This is a genomic window from Terriglobia bacterium (genome assembly GCA_020073185.1).
Lineage (GTDB): Bacteria > Acidobacteriota > Terriglobia > Terriglobales > Acidobacteriaceae > JAIQGF01.
In genome coordinates, this window is record JAIQFT010000044.1 from 1 (window position 1) to 23,964 (window position 23,964).

At 59.2% G+C, this 23,964-nt stretch carries 16 protein-coding genes; all 16 read left to right on the forward strand.

The window, feature by feature from the left end; genetic code table 11:
• The first annotated feature begins 350 nt into the window (after positions 1–350).
• Positions 351–4,238, forward strand: coding sequence for a patatin-like phospholipase family protein (locus LAN64_15020; GenBank protein MBZ5569148.1), 3,888 nt, complete (start codon positions 351–353; stop codon positions 4,236–4,238).
• 75 nt (positions 4,239–4,313) lie between these two features.
• On the forward strand, positions 4,314–7,418 hold the full coding sequence (locus LAN64_15025) for a hypothetical protein (GenBank protein MBZ5569149.1): 3,105 nt from the start codon (positions 4,314–4,316) through the stop codon (positions 7,416–7,418).
• 1,208 nt (positions 7,419–8,626) lie between these two features.
• A complete protein-coding gene (locus LAN64_15030; GenBank protein MBZ5569150.1) occupies positions 8,627–9,367 on the forward strand; it encodes an N-acetylmuramoyl-L-alanine amidase in 741 nt (246 codons plus the stop codon).
• A 184-nt stretch (positions 9,368–9,551) separates the two neighbouring features.
• Complete coding sequence (locus LAN64_15035; protein MBZ5569151.1) at positions 9,552–10,913, forward strand: sigma-54 dependent transcriptional regulator; 1,362 nt, start codon at positions 9,552–9,554, stop codon at positions 10,911–10,913.
• A 179-nt stretch (positions 10,914–11,092) separates the two neighbouring features.
• Positions 11,093–11,431: a hypothetical protein gene (locus tag LAN64_15040; GenBank protein ID MBZ5569152.1), complete on the forward strand. Its 339-nt coding sequence runs from the start codon at positions 11,093–11,095 to the stop codon at positions 11,429–11,431.
• 23 nt (positions 11,432–11,454) lie between these two features.
• Positions 11,455–12,045: a DUF4255 domain-containing protein gene (locus LAN64_15045; protein MBZ5569153.1), complete on the forward strand. Its 591-nt coding sequence runs from the start codon at positions 11,455–11,457 to the stop codon at positions 12,043–12,045.
• Positions 12,046–12,113: 68 nt separating this feature from the next.
• Entirely contained in the window at positions 12,114–13,004 is an 891-nt protein-coding gene (locus tag LAN64_15050) for a hypothetical protein (GenBank protein ID MBZ5569154.1), read from the forward strand.
• Between the two features lie 10 nt (positions 13,005–13,014).
• A complete protein-coding gene (locus tag LAN64_15055) occupies positions 13,015–15,024 on the forward strand; it encodes a phage tail sheath subtilisin-like domain-containing protein (protein ID MBZ5569155.1) in 2,010 nt (669 codons plus the stop codon).
• Between the two features lie 31 nt (positions 15,025–15,055).
• Complete coding sequence (locus LAN64_15060) at positions 15,056–15,523, forward strand: phage tail protein (protein ID MBZ5569156.1); 468 nt, start codon at positions 15,056–15,058, stop codon at positions 15,521–15,523.
• 30 nt (positions 15,524–15,553) lie between these two features.
• Positions 15,554–18,703, forward strand: a complete 3,150-nt coding sequence (locus LAN64_15065) for a hypothetical protein (protein ID MBZ5569157.1) — start codon at positions 15,554–15,556, stop codon at positions 18,701–18,703.
• A complete protein-coding gene (locus LAN64_15070; protein MBZ5569158.1) occupies positions 18,704–19,201 on the forward strand; it encodes a phage tail protein in 498 nt (165 codons plus the stop codon).
• A gap of 14 nt (positions 19,202–19,215) precedes the next feature.
• The gene (locus tag LAN64_15075) at positions 19,216–20,202 is read left to right on the forward strand and encodes a peptidoglycan-binding protein (GenBank protein MBZ5569159.1); all 987 of its coding nucleotides are present in this window, start codon (positions 19,216–19,218) and stop codon (positions 20,200–20,202) included.
• A 61-nt stretch (positions 20,203–20,263) separates the two neighbouring features.
• Complete coding sequence (locus LAN64_15080) at positions 20,264–20,437, forward strand: hypothetical protein (GenBank protein ID MBZ5569160.1); 174 nt, start codon at positions 20,264–20,266, stop codon at positions 20,435–20,437.
• Positions 20,438–20,447: 10 nt separating this feature from the next.
• Positions 20,448–21,530, forward strand: a complete 1,083-nt coding sequence (locus tag LAN64_15085) for a hypothetical protein (protein MBZ5569161.1) — start codon at positions 20,448–20,450, stop codon at positions 21,528–21,530.
• A 2-nt stretch (positions 21,531–21,532) separates the two neighbouring features.
• A complete protein-coding gene (locus tag LAN64_15090) occupies positions 21,533–22,246 on the forward strand; it encodes a phage baseplate assembly protein V (protein ID MBZ5569162.1) in 714 nt (237 codons plus the stop codon).
• Between the two features lie 67 nt (positions 22,247–22,313).
• Positions 22,314–23,963 carry a hypothetical protein gene (locus LAN64_15095; GenBank protein MBZ5569163.1) on the forward strand — a complete coding sequence of 550 codons (1,650 nt, stop codon included), beginning with the start codon at positions 22,314–22,316 and terminating at the stop codon, positions 23,961–23,963.
• Position 23,964: the final 1 nt, after the last annotated feature.

Consider the following 23,964-nt stretch of genomic DNA (forward strand, 5'->3'; position numbering starts at 1 on the left):
GTGAAAGCTGTGCGCTTGCAAAACCGCCACGCACACGCTGCTCAATCGCACGCGCAAACAATGCGACGGCATACTCCCGGAACTGTCAAACTTTGGGAGCCTCCCCGGCAGAGCCGGGGGAACTCCTAGTTGCATTAGTCCGTAAGCGATCCCTTCCCCGCCCACCAACTCTAATCAGTTCAGTGTCTTACGGACGCTCTCCAAACCGGCGTCCGCTAGTGACATAAGCGTAACGCTGCCCATCAGCGCGGGATTCCATTGTTCCGAAAGTGGAACAAGATCGAGATTTACGCGCCAGGTGACCTCCTTGGATTTACCGTGCGCAACCTGCAGGGCGGAGGTTGCCGCCGGTGCCAATCACGAACAAGAAACCTGCTGCAGGGCAGCGGGACGCCGTTTGTTTCACCGCCGGCGCAAACGGGATTGCGTTCGGTGCGGGCGTGGTCCACGCCTATCTCGCCTCCGATCGTGCTCCCCCGTTGGTGGCTGCCGGCATTTCGGGAGGCGCAATTAACGCGGCTGCACTGCAACGTTGTTATCAGGATCTTGCCAAAGCCAAAGCGGGAATTGAGCGCGAGATCGCTCGCTGGACGTGGTATCGCAAGTATCTCGACCTGCTCATCAACGAGCCGATGAGTGTGATCTGGGACGGCCTGCCTGACCAGTCCGACTTCTACGCCGACATGCCGCCGGTCAAGGATCCCACTCCCGCACTGTTCCAAAATCCGGAAGCGCAGGCCGAGTTTGAGCGTCTGGAACTCGAGGCGCGTAAAGAGCTATATCTCTTCGTCAAAGCCGGCAACTGGCTGTCCCGGCTGCCGCTCAGTATCGGCCGGATCGCGGACCTGATGGTAGCGCGGGTGCGTGCCAAGGAGAACTACCCACAACCCAAGACTCTCCGCGTCCTCGCCTATGCTTGGCAAGTCCTCATCGTGTTTTTCGTTCTTACCGTGCATACAGCAGTCTGTCCGCAGTGGTTTCCGGAGCGCCGATTCCATCCAAACCGGTGGCACAGGTTGGAATTTCGGCGTCCGTTGTTCGGTTGGATTACTTGGTCCATCGCCGCATTGATATCCTCCGCCCTGTTCGGTCCGGCTGCCTACATCTTCGTCCGATGGGTGCAACGTGTGGTCCCTTGGGTGAGGTCGCGATCTGCGCATCCAAGGCTGTTCGTGCGGGACGTGTGGTCCCGCGTTTACCACTATGGGCGCATTTTGCGTAGAGCCGGAGCGGCAGCGCTCCATTTTGCAGTCCGCCACGAGCGAGACCTGCTCATCGCCGCTGCCATCGTAGCCGCCATATGGGTGCTTTGGCGCGCATTCAAATCGTGGATTGTGCGCAGCGAGGATCGTGCCTATCGGTGGAATGCGTTTCGCAACTCTCTGTCTCGCCTCTACCGGTTGGAACCCACGACACGCGGGAAGTCATCATGGTGGCCGACACGCTTTCTCACGAAGCAAATCTTTAGCAGCGTCAAACTTGAGAGTCACCTGGTACACGAATTTCACCTTCGCATTCGCCTCACCCGGCTGTTTGGAAGCGAAGGCGTTTCCCCAAAGCTCAGCTACGATCCCATGGCCCTTGTGCTGGTTGCCGCGCCATTGCAGAAACTGAGCCAAAAGGTGGTGGCCACGCAATTGTGGGCGACCGAGGGAACCCCGCTCATCGATGCGCTGTCAGCCTGCGTCGCGCTGCCGGGCTTGTTTTCGCCGTTGGGGCTTTCCCCCCAGACACAGTCGAACTGGGTGAAACCGACGCCGGAACCGGGCAGGCCAGGCAACGATTCAAGTGCCCCGGAAAGGATTGACCTCGTCGATGGCGCCGTGATTCGCAAGAACCCGATTCCGGCGCTATTCATGTTCCTCAAGCGACATCCTGCGATTGGCGACCAGCTTCTGTCCAGACGAGAAGCCCCCAGCATCCACGTGGTGTACACGCACCCGGTCGCCGGTTCCGGCCGTGAGGACCAGCGCAGGGCGAACGACATCGTGGATGTTGGCATGAAGGCGCTGCGCCTCCAGGAGCGCAGGGACACTGAGCTCGAAGTATTGCAGACCAACTTCACCGCTCAACTTGAGGAAGAGATCCGTACTCGCACCGGCGCGCGGTCTCCGGATGTGCGCAACATCTACGCCGGCAAGATCTGCCCGGAAGGCGACATCACTTTCAAGAACCCGATGAGCCCCAAGCCCGACGAGCTATTGAAGGTCACGGCGCAAGGCTGCCGCCGAACGATGGAGGCGCTTTACGGCGACGAGATCAATCGGCTGGCGCAACCCGATCAATGCGTCGCCTGCACGCAGCTCAGGGCCGCCGTTGCCCCACGGCGCGCCCAGTTCGGAGGGTCGGCCGGGCTACCGGAGGTGTGCAACGCCTGCACGGGTACGCTCGCCGTTTTGGAAGCGAAACAGGAGCGGCCTGCGCGAGAAAGCGAAGATCTCATCAGAAGATTTCCGATGTTAACCGGCGAGCAGCCGCGAATCATACTGCTGGCCAGCGGGGGTGTGTTCCGCGGCCCGTTCCACGCAGGCATGCTGGCGTGCATGCTCAGCGCGCAGATCCGCCCGCAGATGATCGTTGGAGCTTCCGTGGGTACGCTCATGGGAGGTGCACTGGGCGCTCTGCTTACGGTGCCCGAGTACGAGCAGGCCCTGATCCTTCTCGGAAACATCATCGACGTGTTTCTGCACGTTGATGAACGCATCGCGTTCACACGACAATTCAAGAGCGCCACCCGTGAACTTGGGATTCGCGCGCGCGGCATTCGGCTATCGTCCGCGCAGATCCGCAACCGGATCCGGAAAGGATCGCGCTCCGACTCGAGCTTTGCGATCGTGGGTGCGCCGGCGCCGCTGATCGACGCAATTTCTGAGTTGACCATGATTCCCCAGAAGCAGACCGCGGTGATTGCGGCGCAGTTCGTCGCCGGGCAGGTGACTGGCGCGGTCAACACGCTGCTGCAGCAGTTGAAAGAGAATTCACTCGGCAGACTGGGCATCAGCACAGCGGTGATCGGCACCTCGTTACTAGAGCCGACGGCACGCACTCTCCTGGGCGAAGCAATGAAAATCGACCTTCAGAGGCAACAGCCCTTCCGCAACATCGGGTTCTTCGCCACGACGTCCGATATCGGCCGGGAGGAGTGTGTCATTCTCGGGCGGCATGAGGTCAGGCTTCCGGGATCCTACGACTTCGTGCAAGCGGCGCTGGCCTCGAGCGCGTTTCCCTGTATTTTCTCGCCGCGCCGCGAAAGCGATGTGTTCCCGGCGACAGGAGAGTTCGAAAGGCAGTTTTCCGATGGCGGTATGTTCGACAATCTACCGTTCATCCCGGCAATCGAAGTCCTCGCCGACATCCAACGGGAACACCGTGAAGCAGCCAACCTGGATTCAATCGAGTTTTTGCGGCGACGCCACAAGGCCCCGGACCTGTTCATCGTGGGCTCACTGGACATTCGCGCCGAGGAAGACGAAAACGGAGACGGGCCGTTTGATAATCTGATCGCCATCACCAAGCGCTCAAAGCTGCTGGCGAACAACGTAAAGATCCGCTCCTTCGAGGATTCGTCGAAGCGGATTCACGAACAACTCGAACTGCTGTTGGACCCGGCCAGCGCCTATCGTAGCCCCAGCAACACCGCATTCGTGGACGGCATTGTTGACGCTGCCACCATGGCGGTTTTTCCGTCCGATTCGGATCACCTGAATCCTACCTTTGCATTTTGCCGCTCCACCGGTTTCAAGCCGTCGCGGGTGCGCAAGTCGATCGCCGACGGATGCTTCCAGACCTTCGCGAAGCTGATCGAATCCTCCGGACCAGCCACATCGAACATCCTGAAGACCAGCATGAAAGGCTTGATCGGTCGAAAGATCCCGCAAATCGCGTGGCGGCAGCCACTCAATGCAGGGGGACGCGGGTATTGCCCCTTCTTTGAACATTCTGCTCAGGTTGAACAGAGCCAACGTGCCGGTCGCCTGATACAGGGGGAAAAGCCAGGCCCATTTCTGTGTCCTTTTTATGCCGCATGGCAATCGCTCTCGACCCGGCAGCCAGCATACAAGGCTGAATCTACTGTGTCGGCGCTTGCGATTTACCACGAGTGCATCGCCGACAAGATTCACAAAACGAAAGCCCTCGAGGCTGGCAAAGAGACCCGGCCTGCGGCGATGCAGTTAATCAGGGCTGACGAAATCCTTCAGCCCTCACCGGCCAAACCGGCGGCTGGTGCGGTTCGTTAGGCGCGCAGCCCAGGACCTTTCTGGACCGAGCGGGAGCGGGATCTGAAACCTCCCGCGCGCGGAGCGGAGGCGATCATGAGCAACGGAGCAGAGCCACTTGCCAAGAGCTTCAAGGCAGGCCCGGTGGAAATCACGGTTGGCGGAGACGCGGGCTCCCTGGTGGCGATCGCGGGCCACAAGCCTTTTCCCAAGTGGCAGGTCGGCATCGGCCAGATCAGCGCGAAGGCTACCACCGGCGAACCCATCAAGCTGGGCTCATCCGCCGGCCAGGTGCAGTTCAGCGGTACCGCCAGCGCCTACGCCGGAATCGGACTCTACAGCGAGGGGTCAAAACTGGTATCGGATCTCGGCATCGCCACGGAATTAGGCGGCGGCTTGTTGCTGCCTAACGAGACCGGGTGGGGGTATTGTCTCCTTCGTTGGGGATACGACCTGAGTGGGTCGGTGGCAGGATCGGTCGCGCTGGCCGCGCCTGCCAAAGTGACGTTTGGCGTGGACGGCAGTCACGAAGCAGTTTTTGGCGTGGTGCGCCGTTTCAGGACTGACACGGATGCGTTCCTGGTTGTGCAAGGTACAGTCGAGAACTGGAAGATGCCTGCTGCCGTCCGCGGGCCGAATGATCTCGCCCTGGATACCTGGTTGATTACCGAGGTAGACGGAAAAATCGAAACTAAGCTGGCCGCCTCGTATGGATACGACTTCAACTGGGTGCGGCAACTGAAGATCGGCGGCTTGGCAGGAGATGTCGGCCTGAAACTCAATGCCGCTATCTCGGTCGCCCTGGGCTTTGACGCCAATGGCAAATTCGCACTGGTGGTTTCACGCGAAGCTGCGGATCCCGGCTCGGTTCGCTTGCGGCTGTTTAAGGTCGCAAAGAAGGGTTGGAGCTTCTCTTTTGACGGCGGCGTGAACGCTACCACCAGCGAGACCGTCACCCCGGACAAGTTCACGGATTTCGTGCAGGCGGTTTTTGGCGTTCACGGCCTCCAGGTCGTGAAAGACCTTAAGGTGTTTGAAGATTGGACCGATCCCAACAAGCCGCTGTCCGGTGAACTGGCCAAGCTCTCCATTGACGAGGTCAAGAGTCTTGTACAGGAAGTTACCGGCAAGAGTCCTGACGCATCGTTCGACGCCGCCCGCAAGCAACTGCTCGCGGTGCTGCAAAGATGGGACGACCTGCCGCAGAAAGTGGCTGCGAGTATCTGGGCACACATACCCGACCAGGCGGCTTTGAAAAATGTCGCGAACATCGCAGCCGCGATTTCCACCACCAATCAGGACACCGTGCGGAAGCTGATCGAGGCGCAACTCAGCCATGTGGACTTCTTCAATACGGCGGAAGGGAAATGGCTGGAGTCGGCTGCCGAGGGCGCCGTGCTGAGCGCGCTCACCGGCATCCACGAGTTCCGCGAGCTTCAGGATGTCGCCGCCAAGACCGCCGCCATTCTCGACGGCAGCGCGTTGCAGGATACGCTCATGCGCTTACAGGGCGCAATCACCAAGCGGCTGAACCTGGATCAGATCGAAGACGCGATTCGCGCCAATGACGCCTCCAAGGTGAATGCCTGGCTCGTCGCCAAGCTCACCGCGCTGCTGGGCCCGGTGGACAATATCCCTGCGCTCGCCAAGGCGCGCGAACTGATCCACTCCATCCTGCAGCAGGCGCCCTCGTTCTACGACAAGGCCGTGAAGGCGCTGAACCACAGCTATGGCTTTTCGATCGCTGCCAAGTACCAGTCCGCCGACGCCTCCAGCGCCCTTCTCGATGTCAGCTTCGATCTGAACCAGCAGGATGCCGCACTACGGTTCGGCGACGCGCTCCGCGGAAGTTTCGACGAGTTGCTCCTGCGGCAAGCTACCGGCGTCACCCTGCATGCCGGTGTGCTGACCCATAACACGCAGCGGCAATGGCACGTCGAAGTCTCTCTGCCCTTCTACTCCAGTACGACGGACGAAATCATCAGCTCGCTGGCCACCGCTAGAGCCGTGGACGAAGCGGACGGACGCGTCCTCGTCTATGAACTGAAAGCCGAAGACGCCATTACCGCCCGCAATCGCCGCGACAGCCGTCTTGCCGTCGCTGCCTTCTATGCCAGCGGTGCAGTCCGCACGTACGGCAGGCCATCCGTGTCTTGCAATTACTCCTACGTGTTTCAACAGCCAAAGATGAGGCGTCCTGCCGTGGTCTGGCAATTGAAACCCTACGTGGACGCCTACTTCCCCATGCTGTTCCACGGCAACGTGGACGCAGGTTCCTTCTCCGAGTGGATCGGCGACCTGGACAAGTACATTGACCAGAAGTCGTTCAACGGTACGGACAACTTTGGTGACACCCGCGTGCGACTCGAGATCAACCTGCCGCCCGAGACAGCTTCGTTCTGGCTCAGGCTCCGGCCGGAAGATACTCGCCGCCGGTATCCCGCGATGTCGCGCTCCATCCAAGCGACGGTACGCAACCTGATCTACTCGTATCACTTCGCGGACCCTCGCCGCTATACGGACCTCGCCGCCTCGACCGCACTCCTGGTCTGCAAGGCGATTCCAGTATCCACCAACATCGCATTCGATTCCCCTCTGCGCTTTAACCAGGACACGCAGGATTACTGGGACTATCTCGAGCCTGATCTGCGCCAAGCGGTTGTGCGTGATTCGCACACCACCGCCAATCTGGCGCGCGTTCTGGAGCAGATTCAGGACGTGCTCCGCGGCCAGCCAGAACTGAGCGGGGTTCGCGGTTACTACGAGCCGCAAAGCGCGGGAGCGCTCCAGACGATGGCGTCAGGCCTGAACGGGTTCGCTGACCAGCGGCTGGTCAGTTTGTTGCGTTGTGAATCGATGCTGATTACGGGCGCCAAGCAAGCCGCGGAGGACATGCTCGCCTTCCTCGACCCGAAGAGCAGGCAGTCGCCCTCGCGCGCTGTCGAAGTCCTCACCCGGTTCGGGGAGCACGCCACCTCTACGTTCAACGACTTGGATGTGTATACCGGTGACGCCATCCGCCCCCTGTGCCCGCTCTTGATGGCTGCGGTCGCGCAGGCGTTGTGTCCCGATCTCAATGTCACCGCTCCGACGGCCATGCTGTCGCTCTACGTGATGCAAAACGGCAAACCATTACCGCCGCTCGACACAGTACCGAATCCCGGCGATGTCGTCGTCCAGCAACGGCTGGTGTCGTTGTAGCGCGTACCGGAAACGGAGGTGAGACTGTGCTGAAATCACTGGATGTTCTGATCGGTGTATCGACCGTCATGCTGTTGGCCAGCATGATCGTGATGGCGATTACTCATTTCTTGATGATGCTCGTCAACGCGCGCGGAAAACACCTGCGCACCGGGCTTTCCGAGTTGCTGCGTCAGCTCGATCCCAAGCTGGAACAGGATGTCGCTCGCCGGATCATCGACAAGGTGCTATGTTTCCCGCTGTTGAAGACTGCGACCGGCCGGCTTGGGTCGGTGGTTCATCGTGAGGAGTTCGTCAAGCTGTTGCTCGAACTGGCTGGTCAAAGTGACGGCAGCAGCGGACTCGACAAGTCCGGGCAGGTCATCAGCCTCGCCGACCCGGACCAGAAAGCGCTCCGCGTTTTGCTGGCGAACAACGGTATACCGAAGCCCGAAGAAACGCTGGCGCGCATTCGTGAGCTCGCGTTGCAGATCGAACGTAACAATCCCGAGCTGGCGGCTGACGTTCGGCAGAGAATTGCCATTATCCAGGAGGCGGAGAGTAAGTTCGTCAGCGGTGTGCATACCTGGTTCGACCGCACCATTGACCGAGTCAGTGAGCGGTTCACGGCTTATATGCGCGCCGTAACTTACGGAGTTGCGGTCTTGGTCGTGCTGGTCTTACAGTTGGATGCGATTGCGCTGGTCAACCGCCTGAATCTGGACGACGCCGCCAGGAAAGCCATCGTCGAGCAAGTCGCTCCGGCCGCGCTCCAGATGCAGAAGGACTCAACCGCCCTATCCAGTTCCAATGACGACAAGACCAAGGCGGATGCTGTCGTTGTCAAGGAGCAGGTTGCGCAATTGCGAGACCGGATCAACAAGGCGAATGCCGCTCTCGCCACCAACGAACTGGTGCCGTTCCCGGACAGTCTCGACCATTGGCGCCTGCGGTGGAACCAGACTTTTTCATTCAGTAAGTTGTTGGGAATGTTTGTCGCCGCAGTTCTGCTGAGTCTCGGGGCGCCGTTCTGGTACAAGGCGTTGGCCACTCTGCTCCAGCTTCGCTCGCTTGCGGCCCAGAAAGACGATGCGCAACGTGCGGCGCGTTCGACCACGCCCGAGACCGCGGCACAGGCCTCAGACGCGGCCCAAACAGGAAGCAGCCAGATGCCGGAGTGGTTGCGTGGGGAACAGGGCGATCCTGCGCTGGTTGGATAGGAGGCTGCCATGGAGAAGACCTGGATTGGCTGTGCCGCCACGAACTTCAGCAAGGGCCGGCCCTCGCCCTATCGTCCCGAGGCGATTGTCATCCACATCATTGTCGGCTCCCTTCGCAGTGCCGACCAGCACTTCAATGATCCCAACTCACGCGTCTCAGCGCACTACGGCGTGGGCAAGAACGGGGAAGTCCACCAGTACGTCGACGAATCCGACACCGCCTTTCGCGCGGGAATCGTGGTGAGGCCTACGTGGACGCTGATCAAGCCAAACGTCAACCCGAACTACTACACCATTGGCATCGAGCACGAGGGTCTCCCAGGTAAGGAAGATGCCTGGACGGACGCTCAAGTAGCCACCAGTTCTGCGCTCGTGGGCGAGATCGCGCGGCGCTGGAACATTTCTGTTGACCGCAGCCACATTATCGGACACCGCGAGATCCGTGCCTCCAAGACATGTCCTGGCGACTGGATTGACCTTGACACATTCATTAAGAATGTACCGACAGCGAGTGCGGGCGGCATTCCCGCTCAGACTTCCGTTCGCGTGCTGGCCAATGTGCGCGTGCGCGGCACGCGACCCAGCACACTCAGTCCGATTATCCGCGTGCTCCCGGCTAATGCGGTGGTCCGAGTTTCTGGCTTCACGAACGACGGCGAGCGCGTGAATGGCAATTCCACTTGGTATTCGGATCTGGATGGAAATTTTTTCTGGGCGGGAGCAACCGACGTCCCGCGCCCATCTGGCTAGTTACGATGTTTTTGCCTGGCGCTTACGTTCCGCGATGTGACCAGACGCCCGTTGTTTGGTCACCACCACAGTTGCGGGACAGAGCAGGGCTTCCGGACGCCCGTTGCCGCGCAACAAGGGATGTGCATGTCGAGCCGACTCCTGTTTATCTGGTCCGTGTGCGGTGTCCGATGAGGTAAGAACGTTGCGCCGACTATTGCTTATCGAGGACGAACCTGCCGCCCCAGCGGACGGCGTGCAGAGTTATCTGACTCGCGAACGTGGTTTCGACTGCAAGCGGGAAATCTGGAATCTGGTAGCCCCTCCCGATCTGAACCGTTTGAGTGTGGAGTTAGTGATCTTCGTGGCTGCGCAAGCTTCGGCGAGGCCAATGAGTTTCTTCAGTTGGCTGCGCGAACAGCGGCTGAAAACCCCGACCCTGGCTGTGCTCCCGCTCGCGTGGGACCCGCGTATGGTGAGGTCCGCAGCAGAGTTGGTGGATGACTTCGTGCTTTCGCCGGTGAGGGCCGAGGAACTGGAGTACCGGGCGGTCAGGATCATGAAGGCCCCCACCGATGAAATACTCCTGGCCGGCCAGAAACTCAGACAAGAGTTGGGACTCTCCCAGTTGGTGGGAAATGATCCGGCCTTCGTGGCTGCAATTGGCGCCATTCCGAACGTCGCGGCCAGTTCCGCGCCCGTCCTGCTGTTAGGAGAAACCGGAACCGGAAAAGAACTCTGTGCTCACGCCATCCACAGCCTGAGCGAGCGTCACGCCGGCCCATTTATTCCTGTCGAATGTGGTGCAATTCCGGAAAATCTTGTAGAGAGCGAACTTTTTGGACATGTGCGCGGCGCTTTCACGGACGCGCATTGCGAGCAAAAAGGGCTAGCCGCCATGGCCGACGGAGGGACTTTGTTCCTCGACGAAGTGGACTCTCTTCCTCTGGCGGCCCAGGCCAAGCTTCTGCGTTTCATCCAGGAAGGCATCTACCGCCCGCTGGGAGCGCAGACCTTTTACCGCGCGAATCTCAGGCTGGTGTCAGCTACCAATCGCGACCTCGAGCATTGCGTCCGTCAGGGACAATTCCGCTCCGACCTCTATTTTCGTTTGAATGTGTTGCCCTTGCGTCTTCCGCCGCTACGCGAACGGCGCAGCGATATTCCCTTGTTGGTCCAACACTTTCTTGGAAGGATATCTTCGTCCACTCCGGCAACCAAACTGACCTTGGCAGCCTTGCGGGTGCTCGATGCCTACGATTGGCCAGGGAACGTTCGCGAGCTGCATAACGTGGTGCAAAGGGGAGTTGCATTCTGTTCTGGAGCTCCTATTCTTCCTGCTCACCTGGGACTGCCGGTAGTTTCATGCGAAGAGGATGCCGCGCGCAATGATTTCCGTTTGGCACGGTCCCTCGCCATCGAGAAGTTTGAAAAGGCCTACGTGGAGGAAGTCCTGCGCAAAAACGGCGGCAACGTGACCCGCGCCGCGCAGGCTGCTTGCAAGGACCGTCGCGTGTTCGGCAGGCTGGTGAAGCGTTACGGTATCGACCGCCGCAATTTCGCATAACGATTTCCACAGGGATTTTTCTGTCCTACTGCTGGGACTTTCAGCTCCCGCATCCACACCGCGATTTTTCAACTAGTTCCGTCCGCCAACTTCGTTGTGCCCGGGTCGGTCAGGTCTCTTCACTCAAGCTGACAAGCGCGCCGCGCGAGGCGATCTCTTTTCCGCACTGCGGATTGCGGATGACCTCGCGGGTTGGCCTCGCTCGTGCAGCAGGAGTGCAACCGGGGATTTCATTGGCACCCCAACATTCGGAAGCCGATCGCGAGGTCGCGCGGGAGATTCTGCGATATTTCGCCCGCAATCCCGGCGCAGCCGACACCATGGAAGGAATCGCGCACTTTCGTTTGCTGGACGAGAGAATCCACAGCGGCCTCGAGCAAGTCACGCGAGCTTTGGCTTTATTGGTTTCTGAAGGATTGCTGGTACGAGAAGCGGTGGCGCGTTCCGCAGAAGTGTTCCGGCTCAACCAGGAACAACCGCGGGCCATCGAACGCTTTCTTGAGAAAGCGGAGCAATAAGGTAAAAGAAACGAAACAGGACCATGGCTACTACCCAGGCGATTGCCAGTACGTGTGAAGCGGTAGTGCGGTTGCTACGTTCAAATTACGATCCCGCCGACTTCAATGGCGCCACGCTGGACTTTCAGGTGTATGTAGCGGAGGACTTCAATCGGCCCATGGAGGAAGGTGTCTCCCTGTTTCTCTATCGTGTCTATCAGAACGGAAATTACCGCACTCCCGCTGGGCGGTTGCTGCCGGATGGCCGCCGTCAGGCCACGAAGCTGCCGTTGGATCTGCATTTTCTGTTGACCGCGTGGGCAAAGAAGGCGTCTCTGCAGCACCAGATTGCGGGCTGGATGATGCGAGTGATGGAAGACAACTCGACCTTGCCCCCCAGCGTGCTAAACGCTTACCAGCCCAATGTCTTCCGCCCGGACGAGGGAGTGGATGTGGGTCTCACGGAACTCAGCGTAGAAGACATGTTCCATGTCTGGGAGGTCATGATCAACCACGTGTACCAGCTTTCCGTGCCTTACCAGGCGAGAATGATTGAGATTGAATCGGCCGTTACGATCGCGCCGCTGGGAATTCCGGTGCAAGAACGGATTGCAGACTACCGGAGCAGGGGCTGATCGAGGAAAAGGAAATGGCAAGCTCGACCCTCACCGCCGGCCCAGGACTCGCCTTGGAGAGACGCAGTGTGTTCACCACACTGGGCATCCAGTTCTGGGATTTCGCTTTGGACAAGCCGATTGAGGGCGGACTCGAAGTGGTTGCGCGGCGGCCCGGAACAAGCTACCCGCCGACTACGGCTTTTCGTACCGGTTCCGGCTTTTATGGTTTCCAGGGTCTGCCGGGATTGCACGATGTGGAGTATCCGCCACCTGGCCCGAACTCAGCCGCGTCGAGCCCCCCGCTGACCTTGAATTTCGTGATCACGGCAAACGACCCTCTTGGCCGCTTTCTTCCCACACTGTTTGGAGTAGATCTGCCGTTGCCCTATCGTGGGCTGTTCCTGAGCAAGGGGACTGGAAGTCCGGCAGACATCGATGCACGTGCCTATCTGTTTTCCGCCCCTACTCGTCCAGTCGCTGTGGGCATGGCAGCGGTGCGTGCCAATTTGCGGGATGTTGCCCACGATCAGCCTGCCAGGTACGCCGCAGTACGGGTCACACTGGACGGCCAAACCTGGACCGGCATTGCCGACGATGAAGGGCGTGCCTTAGTCACATTTCCTTCTCCGCTGGTACGAAGACTGAGCCTGGGTTCGCCTCCGGGAAGCGGACAAGGTTCGCCTTCTGGCATGACTTGGCCGGTCAGCGTGCATGTGCTCTATGAGCCCTCCCGATTTCGGCTGTTGTTGGCGGACACCCCGGATGTGGAATGGCCATGGGCTGAAATCCCAAGTTTGAAAAGCATTCTCGATGGACAACATCCGGCGCTTATTTGGCAAACGGAAGCAGGTCCGCCGGTCGCGGAATGGACCGGGGTTCTGACATATGGGGAAGATCTTGTTCTGCGCACAACTCTGACCAACCCTGCAGAGTTGTCTCCAGTCTTACTGATTTCTCAAACGGCAACTTCGCCTTAGGAGGCAAATCATGCCTGAGTATCTAGCTCCAGGCGTTTACGTGGAAGAAGTAAGCTTTCGCTCGAAGAGCATTGAAGGCGTCAGCACGAGCACGGCGGGCTTTGTCGGTCCCGCGCGGTTTGGCCCCGTGGGCGGCCCGCCCGAACTGCTCACCAGCTTCGCCGACTTTGAGCGGATCTATCACGGCCTGGACGAACTGGAATTTACCGACACTGGCGAGTCCGTCAACTATCTGGCCCAGGGTGTGCGCTCCTTCTTTGACAACGGCGGTAAGCGGCTCTATGTGGTGCGAATTTTTGAGCCGCCCGAATCTGTTTCCGCGATTCCGGACTCGGCCTATGCCACCGGGGCGATCACCGATGCGATCGCGGGATCGCCCTCTCCCTCCATCTCTCTGCAGGCCCGCTATCCTGGCGGCCTGGTGGGCGACGCGACCAGGAACATCGGCCTTATTTTCACCGTGCACGTTACCAAGAACGTGCTTACGGGGGTGCCTCACGATCCTGTCAATCCGACCTCGCCGAAGGATCCGGCGCTGCGCGGGGTCAACATGAATGACTTGGTATGGATCTCAGACGCGACTGCTTCTCCCTCGACCACAGGTCCCTTCGGAGACGTCTACTGGGCGGAAAAGTATTTCGACACGACTGTCGTCCCCAACCAGTGGAGCTGGCGCTTCCACGGTAGCAGTGTTGGAAGTCCTTCCGGCACACTGGAGCTAAAAGACTTTATTCCAGGCGTGACGCTGGTGCGAGTGGTGACGGTCGGCGTGCAGATAAATTATCCCGGCAGGTTTCCCCGGACCGACTCTTTCCAAAATCTCACATTTCATCCTGACCATCCTGAATCTCTGAGCCAGTTCTTCGCCAAAGATCTGAACAGCCGGTCGATGGCACTTACACTTCCCCTCATCTTCGATCCTGACCAGGAGTACAAGAACGGGGCAGAAATCGCCCAAATCATGATGTCGCAACCGCGCAGTGCGGCGGAAACTGCACGCCTGCACAAGATACTCGGCCGCTCAACCGGATTCAGCATTCTGGAAACACTCGGCGACGATCAACTGGCCGACACGGATCGGCAAATCATTGTCAGCTTGAGTGGCGGCAGCGATGGCCGGCGCCCCACCGCCGCCCGCTATGAGGGCGAGGACGACGACCCCAAAAACAAAACCGGCCTCAAAGCGTTGGAAGACATAAGCGATGTGTCGATTGTTGCCGCCCCTGGCTATTCCGGGCGCAACGATTCCGACAGCAACTTCGAGGACAAGACCCTGCAAGTCTCACAACTCCTGATTGCTCATGCCGAGAGAATGCGTTACCGGATTGCCGTGCTGGATTCAATCGATGGCCATGACCTGACTGAAGTGCGTGAGTTCCGCGCCAAGATGGATTCCTCTCACGCGGCGTTTTACTACCCGTGGGTCCGCGTCATCGATCCCATCACCGAGGATGAAACCAATCTTCCACCGGCGGGTTTCGTGGCTGGCCTGTATGCCGATAACGACATTCTGTACGGTGTCCATAAAGCCCCGGCCAACATGGTGGTCCAGGACGCGATCGGTTTTGAGCTGATGCTGAACAAGGCGCAGCAAGACGTTCTCAATCCCGAGGGCATCAATTGTTTCCGTTTCTTTGAAGGCCGGGGATACCGTCTCTGGGGTGCGCGGACAGCCAGTTCCGATCCAGAGTGGAAGTATGTGAACCTGCGGCGCTACTTCGCTTACCTGGAGCACTCGATAGACAAGGGCACGCAGTGGGTCGTGTTTGAAAACAACAGCGACTTGCTTTGGGCGAACGTGCGGACGACGGTGGAGGATTTTCTTTTCAACGAATGGAAATCCAACCATCTGATGGGCGAGAAACCCGAGCAAGCCTACTTCGTGCGCTGTGATCGCTCCACGATGACCCAAAACGACTTCGACAACGGGCGTTTGATTTGCCTGATTGGTGTAGCACCCGTCCGTCCGGCGGAGTTTGTGATCTTCCGCATCGGCCAATGGGTGGGCTCACAAGCCTGACGAATTCATACGCTGAAGTGGGAGGAGAACTATGGCCGTGCCACGTGAGCGTCCCTATAGTCAATTTAATTTTCGCGTGAAGATCGCTGGCGAAGACGGGACCAGCACCAATGCGGGCTTCCAGGAAGTATTCGGGCTGGGAACGGAAATCCACGTTGCCGAATATCGCCCCGGAAACTACTCCGACAATTCACCCATGAAGGTCAACGGGTCCTACAAGGTACCGGACGTCACCTTGAAGCGCGGTGTCGTGGGTGATCTTACGGTGATTCATAACTGGGTGAAGGCCGTGCGGGATGGAGGCAACACCGGGCCCGATGTCCTCAAAACCGTAGTCATCGCGCTGCTCAGTGAGGACCCGTCAAGAACGGAAGTGCAAACCTGGACCCTGACCAACGCGCGCCCCATGAAGTACACGGGGCCGTCGCTGACGGGAAAGGGCACGGATGTGGCGGTGGAAGAGCTGGTGCTTGCTTCCGAACACATCGAAGTTGGTTAGCAACTGTAAGCGCGTCGCGGGCTGTTTACCATGAGCACGAGTCGTCTTCCCGGCGTTTATTTTGAGACGGCGGCGCCTCCGGTTCCTGAGGTGCTGCCGCGCATGGATATTCCTGCCTTCGTCGGGTTTGCCGCCTCGGGCCCTTTGGATGTTCCGCTGGCAATGGAAGACGTGGGACGTTTTCACGAGATCTATGGGCGTGATCAGATGCTGGCCTGGGACCCCGATCGTGGCGAACTGGCACACGCGCAGTTGCCTCCCGCGGTACGAGCATTCTTCCGCAATGGCGGACGGCGCTGCTGGATTGTGCGTGTCGCCGACAACGACAACGCCAAGTCAAACCGGTTCCTGATTCCCGGTCTGCTGCAATCCGGCGGCAACGGCTTGCTGCAAGCGGGCTGGGCGCAGGCGCGGTCGGAAGGCGCCTGGTCCGACGATCTGATGGTGAACGCGATGTTGCGCTTGGTGCCGCTGGCGATTGATTCGGTGCGGCACACGAGTAACGTCTATAGCGTCGCTTTGCCGCCCAGAATTGTTTCCCCAGTTGGCGAGGGCGATTTGCTGCGGCTGGTTTTTCCCGACTCGCAAACGACTTCTCCAGCAGTCCCCGGGGCCGTTGCTTATTTTCCGATTCAAGAAGTAAAGACGCTGCCGTTTCCCGACACGGGATCGCGTCCGTCCCAACAGAGCTTTTTGAAAGGGCCTGACGCATTTTGGTTCCGACCAGCGGTTCAATCCGATTTCGCCGGCTTGTCGCCCGGTTCGCCGCCGGACTCGTCTGCGCTGGTGCAACTGCCCGCCCCCCAAGCAGCGGACTGGTTGACGCAGCCGCAAGACGTTTCCTTGGCGCCCCTGATCGCATTTGGCTTTTTCATGGAAGAAGAGCAATTCGTACTGGAGACGACCAGGTCAAGTACCGATGGTATCCAGGCGGGTTCATGGCTGCGCCTGCAATTCAGCTCTTCGTTGCAGCCCGACGATGCTACCGCGTTGTTGCTTCTGGTGGACACGGTTCGCGGCGTTGCGAATGAATCAACCGTATCGCCCTCATCGCCGCCGGGCAATCCGGAAAGTGTGCGAATTTTTGCAGGCGATGCTTGGTGGGTGTTGGACCCGAATAAGGCCGTGCAACGCTATACGTCCCTACCCCAGGTCGAAATCGTAGATTTAGAGCTGTGGGTGCGGCAGGCCAGTGGTGAAATTGTGCGCCTTGCCGATCTGGGGCTTGCGCCCAATCAGCCGCGCTATCTGGGTTACTTGCCGACAGACGCTCAACTGTTTACTCCATCGGACAAAGCCGGCGCGCCTCTGGGTATCGAGTTGTGGAATGCGGTCAGTCATCCCCGCTTTCCACTGGCCGTACCTGAAGACAGCAAAGGCCCAGTTGTTTACCTTCCGTTGGGGGTCCCTGGTTTTCCACGCGATGATTTCTTTCAACCGAAGGCTCCACTCGCCGGCTCCGCATTAGAGCGCGATGGGTTGGCGGCTGCAAATCCCGGCTCTTGCCCTTTCTTCAGTGCGGATCTGTTCTTGGATCCGGATCTCAAGAACTCTAACGTGTCCACCTTGTTGACTGAAGCTTTTCACAAGCAATATCAGCTGCGACTTCCGGGCGAAAGCGGACCCCCGGGTATGCCCCTGGTAAAGATGCATTCAATCTTGCCGGTTGGCGAGATCAGCCTGCTGGCGCTACCGGATGCAATACACCGCGGATGGGTCCCGGTTGCCGCGCAACAATCCACGTTCCCGGCCCCGCGTTTGCTTAGCATTTCTGCTCCCGATGCGGACGGCCAGATCACGCTCTCCTGGAGCAAAGTAGATGGCGCGACGAGTTACACGCTACAGCAGTCGGCCGATCCGCAGTTTGCCACGATAGCCGGCGAATGGCAGGAACTTACTGAGCAATCCCAGCCGCTGCTACAAAGCACGGGGTGTCCGGAACGCGCTCACTTCCGGGTACGGGCCAACGGCGAAGCTGGGATTAGTCCGTGGTCGAACACCCTCACGGACGAGCTTCCCCTGCAGGCCTTTGAAGTCTGTGATCCAGGGACGCTTCAGGCCCCGGTGATGGACCAACTCCAAAAGAACCACGGGCGCATCACCCTGACTTGGTCGGGTGCTGACAGCCATGTCATTTTTCAGTTGGAGGTGGCCGAGGACCCGGCTTTCGACTTCGCCGAAATCATCTATCGCGGGTCGCAAGCGACCTTTGAAATATGGCGCGTCCCAACGCGCACCTCTTACTTCCGGGTTTCCGCCGAACGTAGTGCCGAGTTGAGCCCTTTCTCCAACACTGCGGTGGCTCTCGGCGAAGACGGCGGAACTCAATGGCAGATGATCTCGTCGAGCTCCGAGACCAACCCATGTGAAGACCAACTCCTGGTCATCCACGAAGCCATGCTGCGCCTGTGCGCGGCGCGTGCGGACATATTCGCGGTCATGAGTTTGCCCGGCGGCTACCAGACGGATCCCGCGCTCGACTACAAGGACCGGCTGATCAGCGCACTTGCGCCAGAAGAAACCGAACACATTCTCAGCTTTGGCGCCCTCTACCATCCCTGGACCTTGGTCCGGGACGGCGCCGACGACTCCAGCGACGCAGTTCGCTCCCTCGTGCCCGACGGAACGATTTGCGGCAGCATTGCCAACCGCACCATCACTGCCGGGGCTTGGCTTGCTCCCGCAAACCAGATTCTGGCGGGCGTCGTGGATGTCGATCCGCGGTTGGAAGACAGAGCAGCGCAACTCCTTTTCGACGCGCGCGTGAACCTCGTTGCCCAGCAATCGAAGGGGTTCCTGTGTCTCAGTTCATCCAGCCTCAGCACGGACTCCGCGGTGAGTGAGATCAACGTGCGCCGCTTGTTGATCCTGCTGCGCCGCTTGGCCCTGCGCGATGGAATGGCATTTGTGTTTCAACCGAACGATACCTCCCTGCAGCATATTGTTCGTCGCAGGTTCGAGGACATTCTGGGGAACCTTTTTCTTCTCGGCGCATTCGCCGGCGATCTCCAGGATGACGGATTTCGCGTGATCACCGACAGCTCCGTTAACCCTCCGGAAATGTTGGAGCAGGGACGTTTTGTGGTCGAGCTAAAGGTAGCTCCCTCTTTCCCATTGGAGTTTCTGACCGTGCGTTTAATTCAGACCGGCGGAGAAATTCTGCTTACGGAGGAATTCTAAATGGCGGTCCCACCGACTGAGCAGAACGCGCCGGCTGCACGGCCATTTACTGCATTCAACTTCAAAGTCCTGATTGAACTGAAGGACGTAGATGGCGTGAGCAATCCGATTTGTGGGGCTGCGTTTTCCGATTGTGACGGGCTGGAAGTGATCTTGGAACCGAAAACCATACGCGAAGGCGGACGCAACACCGGGCCAGTGCACCTGGCGGGTCCGATGAGCTATGGACAACTAAGTTTGAAGCGGGGCATGACTAACAGCTTCGATTTGTGGAGGTGGTTTCAAAAATTGGCTACCCCTGGGCAGGGCGGCTATCGCACTTCCGCCACGGTAGTGATGCTCGCCGCCGACCGTAGCGAACAGGCAGTCTTTGAATTGACCGGATGCCTGCCTGTGAAGCTGAAGGCCCCGGTATTAAATGCCAAGGATGGAATTGTTGCCGTGGAAGAAATGCAAATCGCCTACGAATCGCTGCGGCTGAAGCCGGCGACCACCTAGACCGGAGAAGAGAAATGTCCGTGCAGCCACTCAAATTGGAAGTCGCAAAGCTGGTGGAGATCTGGTGGCCCAAAACCGGTGGCCCCAACCTTACCGGTCCCAAAGGACAGCCGGGAAAGAGTTTCACGGTGCAATTCAACCCGCAGACGCTGAAAGTAAATTTCAGCAATCAGAAAGCCGGAGGGGACCAGCCAAAAGGATCGTCCACCCAGTTTGTCGGTAAAGGCGTGACCAAACTCACCATCGAGTTGTGGTTTGACGTCACTCTCGCGCTGGCGCAAGGAAGGCTGAGTGGCGACGAGGATGTTCGCCGGCTCACCAGCGAGGTGGCCTATTTCATGAAGCCCCAGGAAGTAGCCGGCAAGAAAGACATTTTCGTCCCGCCCGGAGTCAGGTTCAGTTGGGGCACCTTCATTTTTGACGGAGTCATGGATTCCATGGACGAAACCCTGGATCTTTTTTCCGCGACCGGGTCGCCGATCCGGGCCAGCGTCAACGTCAGCATTTCCAAACAGGAAATCATCTACGACCCCGCCAAAAGCGCTGCGCTTGGAGATGCCCCAGGGGTGCAGCCCTTTGAAGTGATGAAAGCAGGAGAGCCCCTCCAGCAGAGTGCGGCAAAAGCCGGCAATGATGACTGGAAAAGCGTAGCGCTGGCGAACGGAATTGAGAATCCGCGCATGCTGGCTGCGGGAGCTCTGGTGAACCTTTCCGCAGGTGTGTCGGTCTCCGGCGCGGCACAACTGGGCGTGGACATCAGTGGTGGCGTTGGCGTAACCGGTGGGTTCAGCGCGGGGGCTGGAGTGGGGGGCAGCGTCAGCGCGTCGGTGGGAGCAGGGATTGGCGGTAGTGCGCAACCCGGTGTCAGCGTCGGAGCTGGGAGCCAACTCGGGTTCGTTTCGGGCGGAAGCGTTTCGGGCGGGGGCACCATCAGCGCCGGCGCCGGCGGTTCGCTCGACGCGTCCTTCACCGCCAGTGGTGGTTTCGGGGGTGGAGTTTGATTGCTTTCGCTGATTTCCCGGTACCTGTATGGCGCAATGAACCTGCAAAAGGAGGGCAAACATGGCGGTGATCATTAACGAGATGGAAGTCGTGGTAGAGCCGCCGGCTCCGGCGCAGCCGCCGGACAGTGCCACTCCGCCTCCACCACCGGCGCACAATGCGCTTCGTCCGTTGGACTTGGCGGACATTCAGGAGCGCCGCAATCGTTTTGCGTTGCGATTGCTGGCGCATTGAGGTAAGCGCGATGCCGGACAACGGTGCAGCCCCGGGTTTATATCCGGCCAGGCCGACATTTCAGATCGAGGGGCAGGCACAACCAGCCCTGAGCGACGGCCTACAAGAGTTGCTGGTGGAAGAAACCTCGGCGGGCCTCTCGCGTTGCGAAGTCACCTTCGCCAACTGGGGGCCAAAAGGGAATGCGGCTGGATTTCTCTACTTCGATCGTAACCTGGTCGAGTTTGGCAAGAGCATGAAAATCAATATCGGCGGCGGACAAGGAGCGGGGCAGATTTTTCAGGGCCGGGTAATGGGAATTGAAGGCCGCTTTCTTCGGGATCGCCCCCCCGAAGTGCTGGTGCTGGCAGAGGACCGGTTACAGGACTTACGCATGACACGGCGTACGCGCAGTTTCGAAAACATTACCGATTCAGACCTGTTTCAGCAGGTGGCCTCGCAATATGGCTTGCAGACCAATGTCGATGTGACTGGGCCCACGCACCGTGTCCTGACACAGGTGAACCAGAGTGACTTGGCATTTTTGCGCGAGCGTGCGCGGGCCGTTGATGCTGAGCTCTGGGTCGACGACAGAACTCTCTACGTAAAGGCGCGAAACCGCCGAAAAACCGGAGACGTGACACTCACCTATGGCCAAGGGCTGCATGAATTCGCCGTACTCGCCGACATTGCCGGGCAAGTTAGCAGTTTCACCGTGAGTGGATGGGATGTTGCCGGCAAACAGCCGATTAAGTTCAAAGCAACCGAGGCAGCACTCTCTAGCGAACTGAACGGCGATCGTGGAGGAAGCTCGGTGTTGGGGAAGGCCATTGGGCAGCGCGACCAGCAGATCGTTCACGACATGCCGTTCACCTCCCAGGAAGCCCAGGAACTGGCAGAGGCAGACTACCGGCGAACCGGGCGGCGTTTTGTCACCGGCACCGGAGTTGCAGAAGGCGACTCACGCCTGCGAGTGGGCACGAAACTTCAATTGCAGGGAATTGGCCCGATCTTCGAAGGCAACTATTACGTTACCGCGGCGCGGCACGTTTTCGACGGCAACAACGGCTATCGCACTTATTTCTCGGTGGAACGTCCGGGGATTGGACATTGACGATGCTGGCAGAGTGGACAGAAGAGGTTGTCGAATCGCGGTCGCAACGCGGTTACGGCGGCCGTTTCTACGGCGCCTATCCCGGGTTGGTGCGTGACATCAAGGACCCCGATGGGCAAGGCCGGGTAAAAGTCTCCTTGCCCTGGTCACCCGACAGCGCCGGGGCGGCGTACGAGACCTGGGCCCGGCTCTCCACCATGATGGGCGGCAGTAACCGCGGCACCTGGTTTGTGCCGGACGTGAATGATGAAGTGCTGGTGGTCTTTCTGGGAGGCGATCCGCGTAATCCCTGCGTCATCGGGGGTCTGTGGAACGGTCAGGACAAACCCCCGCAAAGCATGGACGGTGCGGGCAGGAATTTCATCAAGAAGATCCGATCTCGTAACGGCGTGCAAGTCACTCTGGACGATACCGACGGCCAGGAAAAGATGGTCCTGGAAACGCCTGCCGGCCAGAAGATCACGCTGCAGGATGGACCGGGCTCGGTAACCATCGAAGACAGCAATGGAAATTCCGTGAAGCTGGAGACGGCGGGAATCACGGTCACCGCCTCTGCCAAAGTCACGGTCAATGCCAGTACAGCCGAGATTTCGGCCGGCATGCTTACCGTCAATGCAGGCATGTCGAAGTTCAGCGGAGTTGTGCAGGCCGATACCGTGATCACCAATAGCGTCATCAGCGCCAGCTATACGCCTGGCGCGGGAAACATCTGGTGAGACTTTGATCAGTCCACGCGTTCAATGGCTGACTCCCTCGCCGCTGTGGTCCGAACTGGCGGCGAGCATGGACAAAGCACCGTTCCGCCGCCCCACGCTCCTGCGCTTTTCGAGCGATCAGTTCATGGAAGAGTTGCAGGGGCTGGTGTCGAAAACTCCCGAGAGCCTGCGTAACTACGTGGCCCAAGGGGAGACCTGGCGTAGTCCGGCGGTGGGTTTGGACTCAAGCACCACCGGCCAGACTGACGATGCTCAGCAGACGCCCCTCAAGTTCTTTCAACCCGTGCATGCACGTTTCTATCTGGTTGCTGGATCGCTCGTCTGCCGCCAGCCAGGACTCCCTGACCATCAAGTAAAAAGTAACCTGGGAGAAAAAACCACCTTTGTAGTGAGGCGGATTCGGCCCAAGGTTGGTCTAACGGGAGATTGCAGCACGTTCGACCCACAGCACTGCGACGAATATGCGTGGCTATCGGCGGATCCGTCGGGTTGGGCCCAAGTGGACGGCGCAGGCCTGGCAGACGGCGAAGAGAGACTGCCGATGTCTGCCTTCGAATTCGGCGCGAATGGAAGCCGCAGGCGTCTGTTCACCGGGTTGATTCCGGCCAGCCGCCGTCAGACCTATGTGGCCGGAAAAGTGACCCAAACCGCCGCTCAGGGCACGGTTACGACGGACGATCCCAGGAAGATCGACTTCCAGCGGCAGGTGTCGGATCCCTGGGTGGAATTGGTTGATTACCGCGACGAGACCCAGGCTTCCTCGTCGCTTTCACAAAACGCGAAAGACCAGATAGCAACCGGGATCGCGCAAGCCTCCGCTCTTATCCTCATAGACTTTGCCAACTTTCTCAGCCAACACATACCGAACGTGTGGAATGTGTTGCAACATTCGTCGCCAGCCTCGAGCCTGGGCCCGAAGCCGAAGCAGCTCGCGCTTTACAAAATCTTCAACACTACAGTGGCAAATTTGCAGCCGCCATCTTCCCGCTCGAAGCTGAGTGATGCGATCCAGAGCGCGAAAAACTTCGAGAACACATTTGAGAATGCTGTCCTCGCAAAAGGCCCCAATCCGGCCGTGCCTACGGGCTATGCGGGACCGATGCTGAGCGATACCTCAGACGCGCAATTGTCGGCGCTGATCCGCCGCGGCAGCGATCCATTGCAGCCGCGGGCCCTCCAAGTTTTGGCGGAAGCTGCTCTGGACGAGGTCGGTCCGGCGCCTCCGGTAATGGTCCGCACCCCCGCCAAAGACCCAGAGAATCCCCAGGGAGATGACTGGTACGTGGTGCGCTGCGTGTATGAGCGGCCGCAGTGCGGCCTGAAGATGGTTCCGGTGATAAGCGAGCCCAGTCGGCCCTTTCAGCTCGCTTCGTTTTTTGATCCGGACGCACCGGCGCGGTCCATCCAGGTGGCACTGCCCATTGACACAACCCCTGCTGCCCTCAGGAAGTACGACAAGGGCGTGGGCTTCATGATTTCAGACCAACTGGGAAAGCAGATGAGTCGCGTGAAAGGGCTGAAGCAGTTGATGGAAGGCGACCTGGCCGACCCCGACGGATTTGGGCTGGGTATGATCTGTTCGTTTTCCATCCCCATCATCACCATCTGCGCCTTCATTGTGCTCATGATTTTTCTGACGCTGCTGAACATCGTTTTCTGGTGGCTCCCGTTTTTCAAAATCTGCTTTCCAATTCCGACCTTGAAGGCGAAGGGATGAC

Excerpts from the sequence above, each read along its gene's own strand:
- LAN64_15025 (MBZ5569149.1), top strand. The coding sequence starts at position 4,314 with ATGAGCAACGGAGCAGAGCCACTTGCCAAGAGCTTCAAGGCAGGCCCG.
- LAN64_15030 (MBZ5569150.1), top strand. The coding sequence starts at position 8,627 with ATGGAGAAGACCTGGATTGGCTGTGCCGCCACGAACTTCAGCAAGGGC.
- LAN64_15040 (MBZ5569152.1), top strand. The coding sequence starts at position 11,093 with ATGACCTCGCGGGTTGGCCTCGCTCGTGCAGCAGGAGTGCAACCGGGG.
- LAN64_15045 (MBZ5569153.1), top strand. The coding sequence starts at position 11,455 with ATGGCTACTACCCAGGCGATTGCCAGTACGTGTGAAGCGGTAGTGCGG.
- LAN64_15055 (MBZ5569155.1), top strand. The coding sequence starts at position 13,015 with ATGCCTGAGTATCTAGCTCCAGGCGTTTACGTGGAAGAAGTAAGCTTT.
- LAN64_15060 (MBZ5569156.1), top strand. The coding sequence starts at position 15,056 with ATGGCCGTGCCACGTGAGCGTCCCTATAGTCAATTTAATTTTCGCGTG.
- LAN64_15065 (MBZ5569157.1), top strand. The coding sequence starts at position 15,554 with ATGAGCACGAGTCGTCTTCCCGGCGTTTATTTTGAGACGGCGGCGCCT.
- LAN64_15070 (MBZ5569158.1), top strand. The coding sequence starts at position 18,704 with ATGGCGGTCCCACCGACTGAGCAGAACGCGCCGGCTGCACGGCCATTT.
- LAN64_15075 (MBZ5569159.1), top strand. The coding sequence starts at position 19,216 with ATGTCCGTGCAGCCACTCAAATTGGAAGTCGCAAAGCTGGTGGAGATC.
- LAN64_15080 (MBZ5569160.1), top strand. The coding sequence starts at position 20,264 with ATGGCGGTGATCATTAACGAGATGGAAGTCGTGGTAGAGCCGCCGGCT.
- LAN64_15085 (MBZ5569161.1), top strand. The coding sequence starts at position 20,448 with ATGCCGGACAACGGTGCAGCCCCGGGTTTATATCCGGCCAGGCCGACA.
- LAN64_15090 (MBZ5569162.1), top strand. The coding sequence starts at position 21,533 with ATGCTGGCAGAGTGGACAGAAGAGGTTGTCGAATCGCGGTCGCAACGC.
- LAN64_15095 (MBZ5569163.1), top strand. The coding sequence starts at position 22,314 with ATGGACAAAGCACCGTTCCGCCGCCCCACGCTCCTGCGCTTTTCGAGC.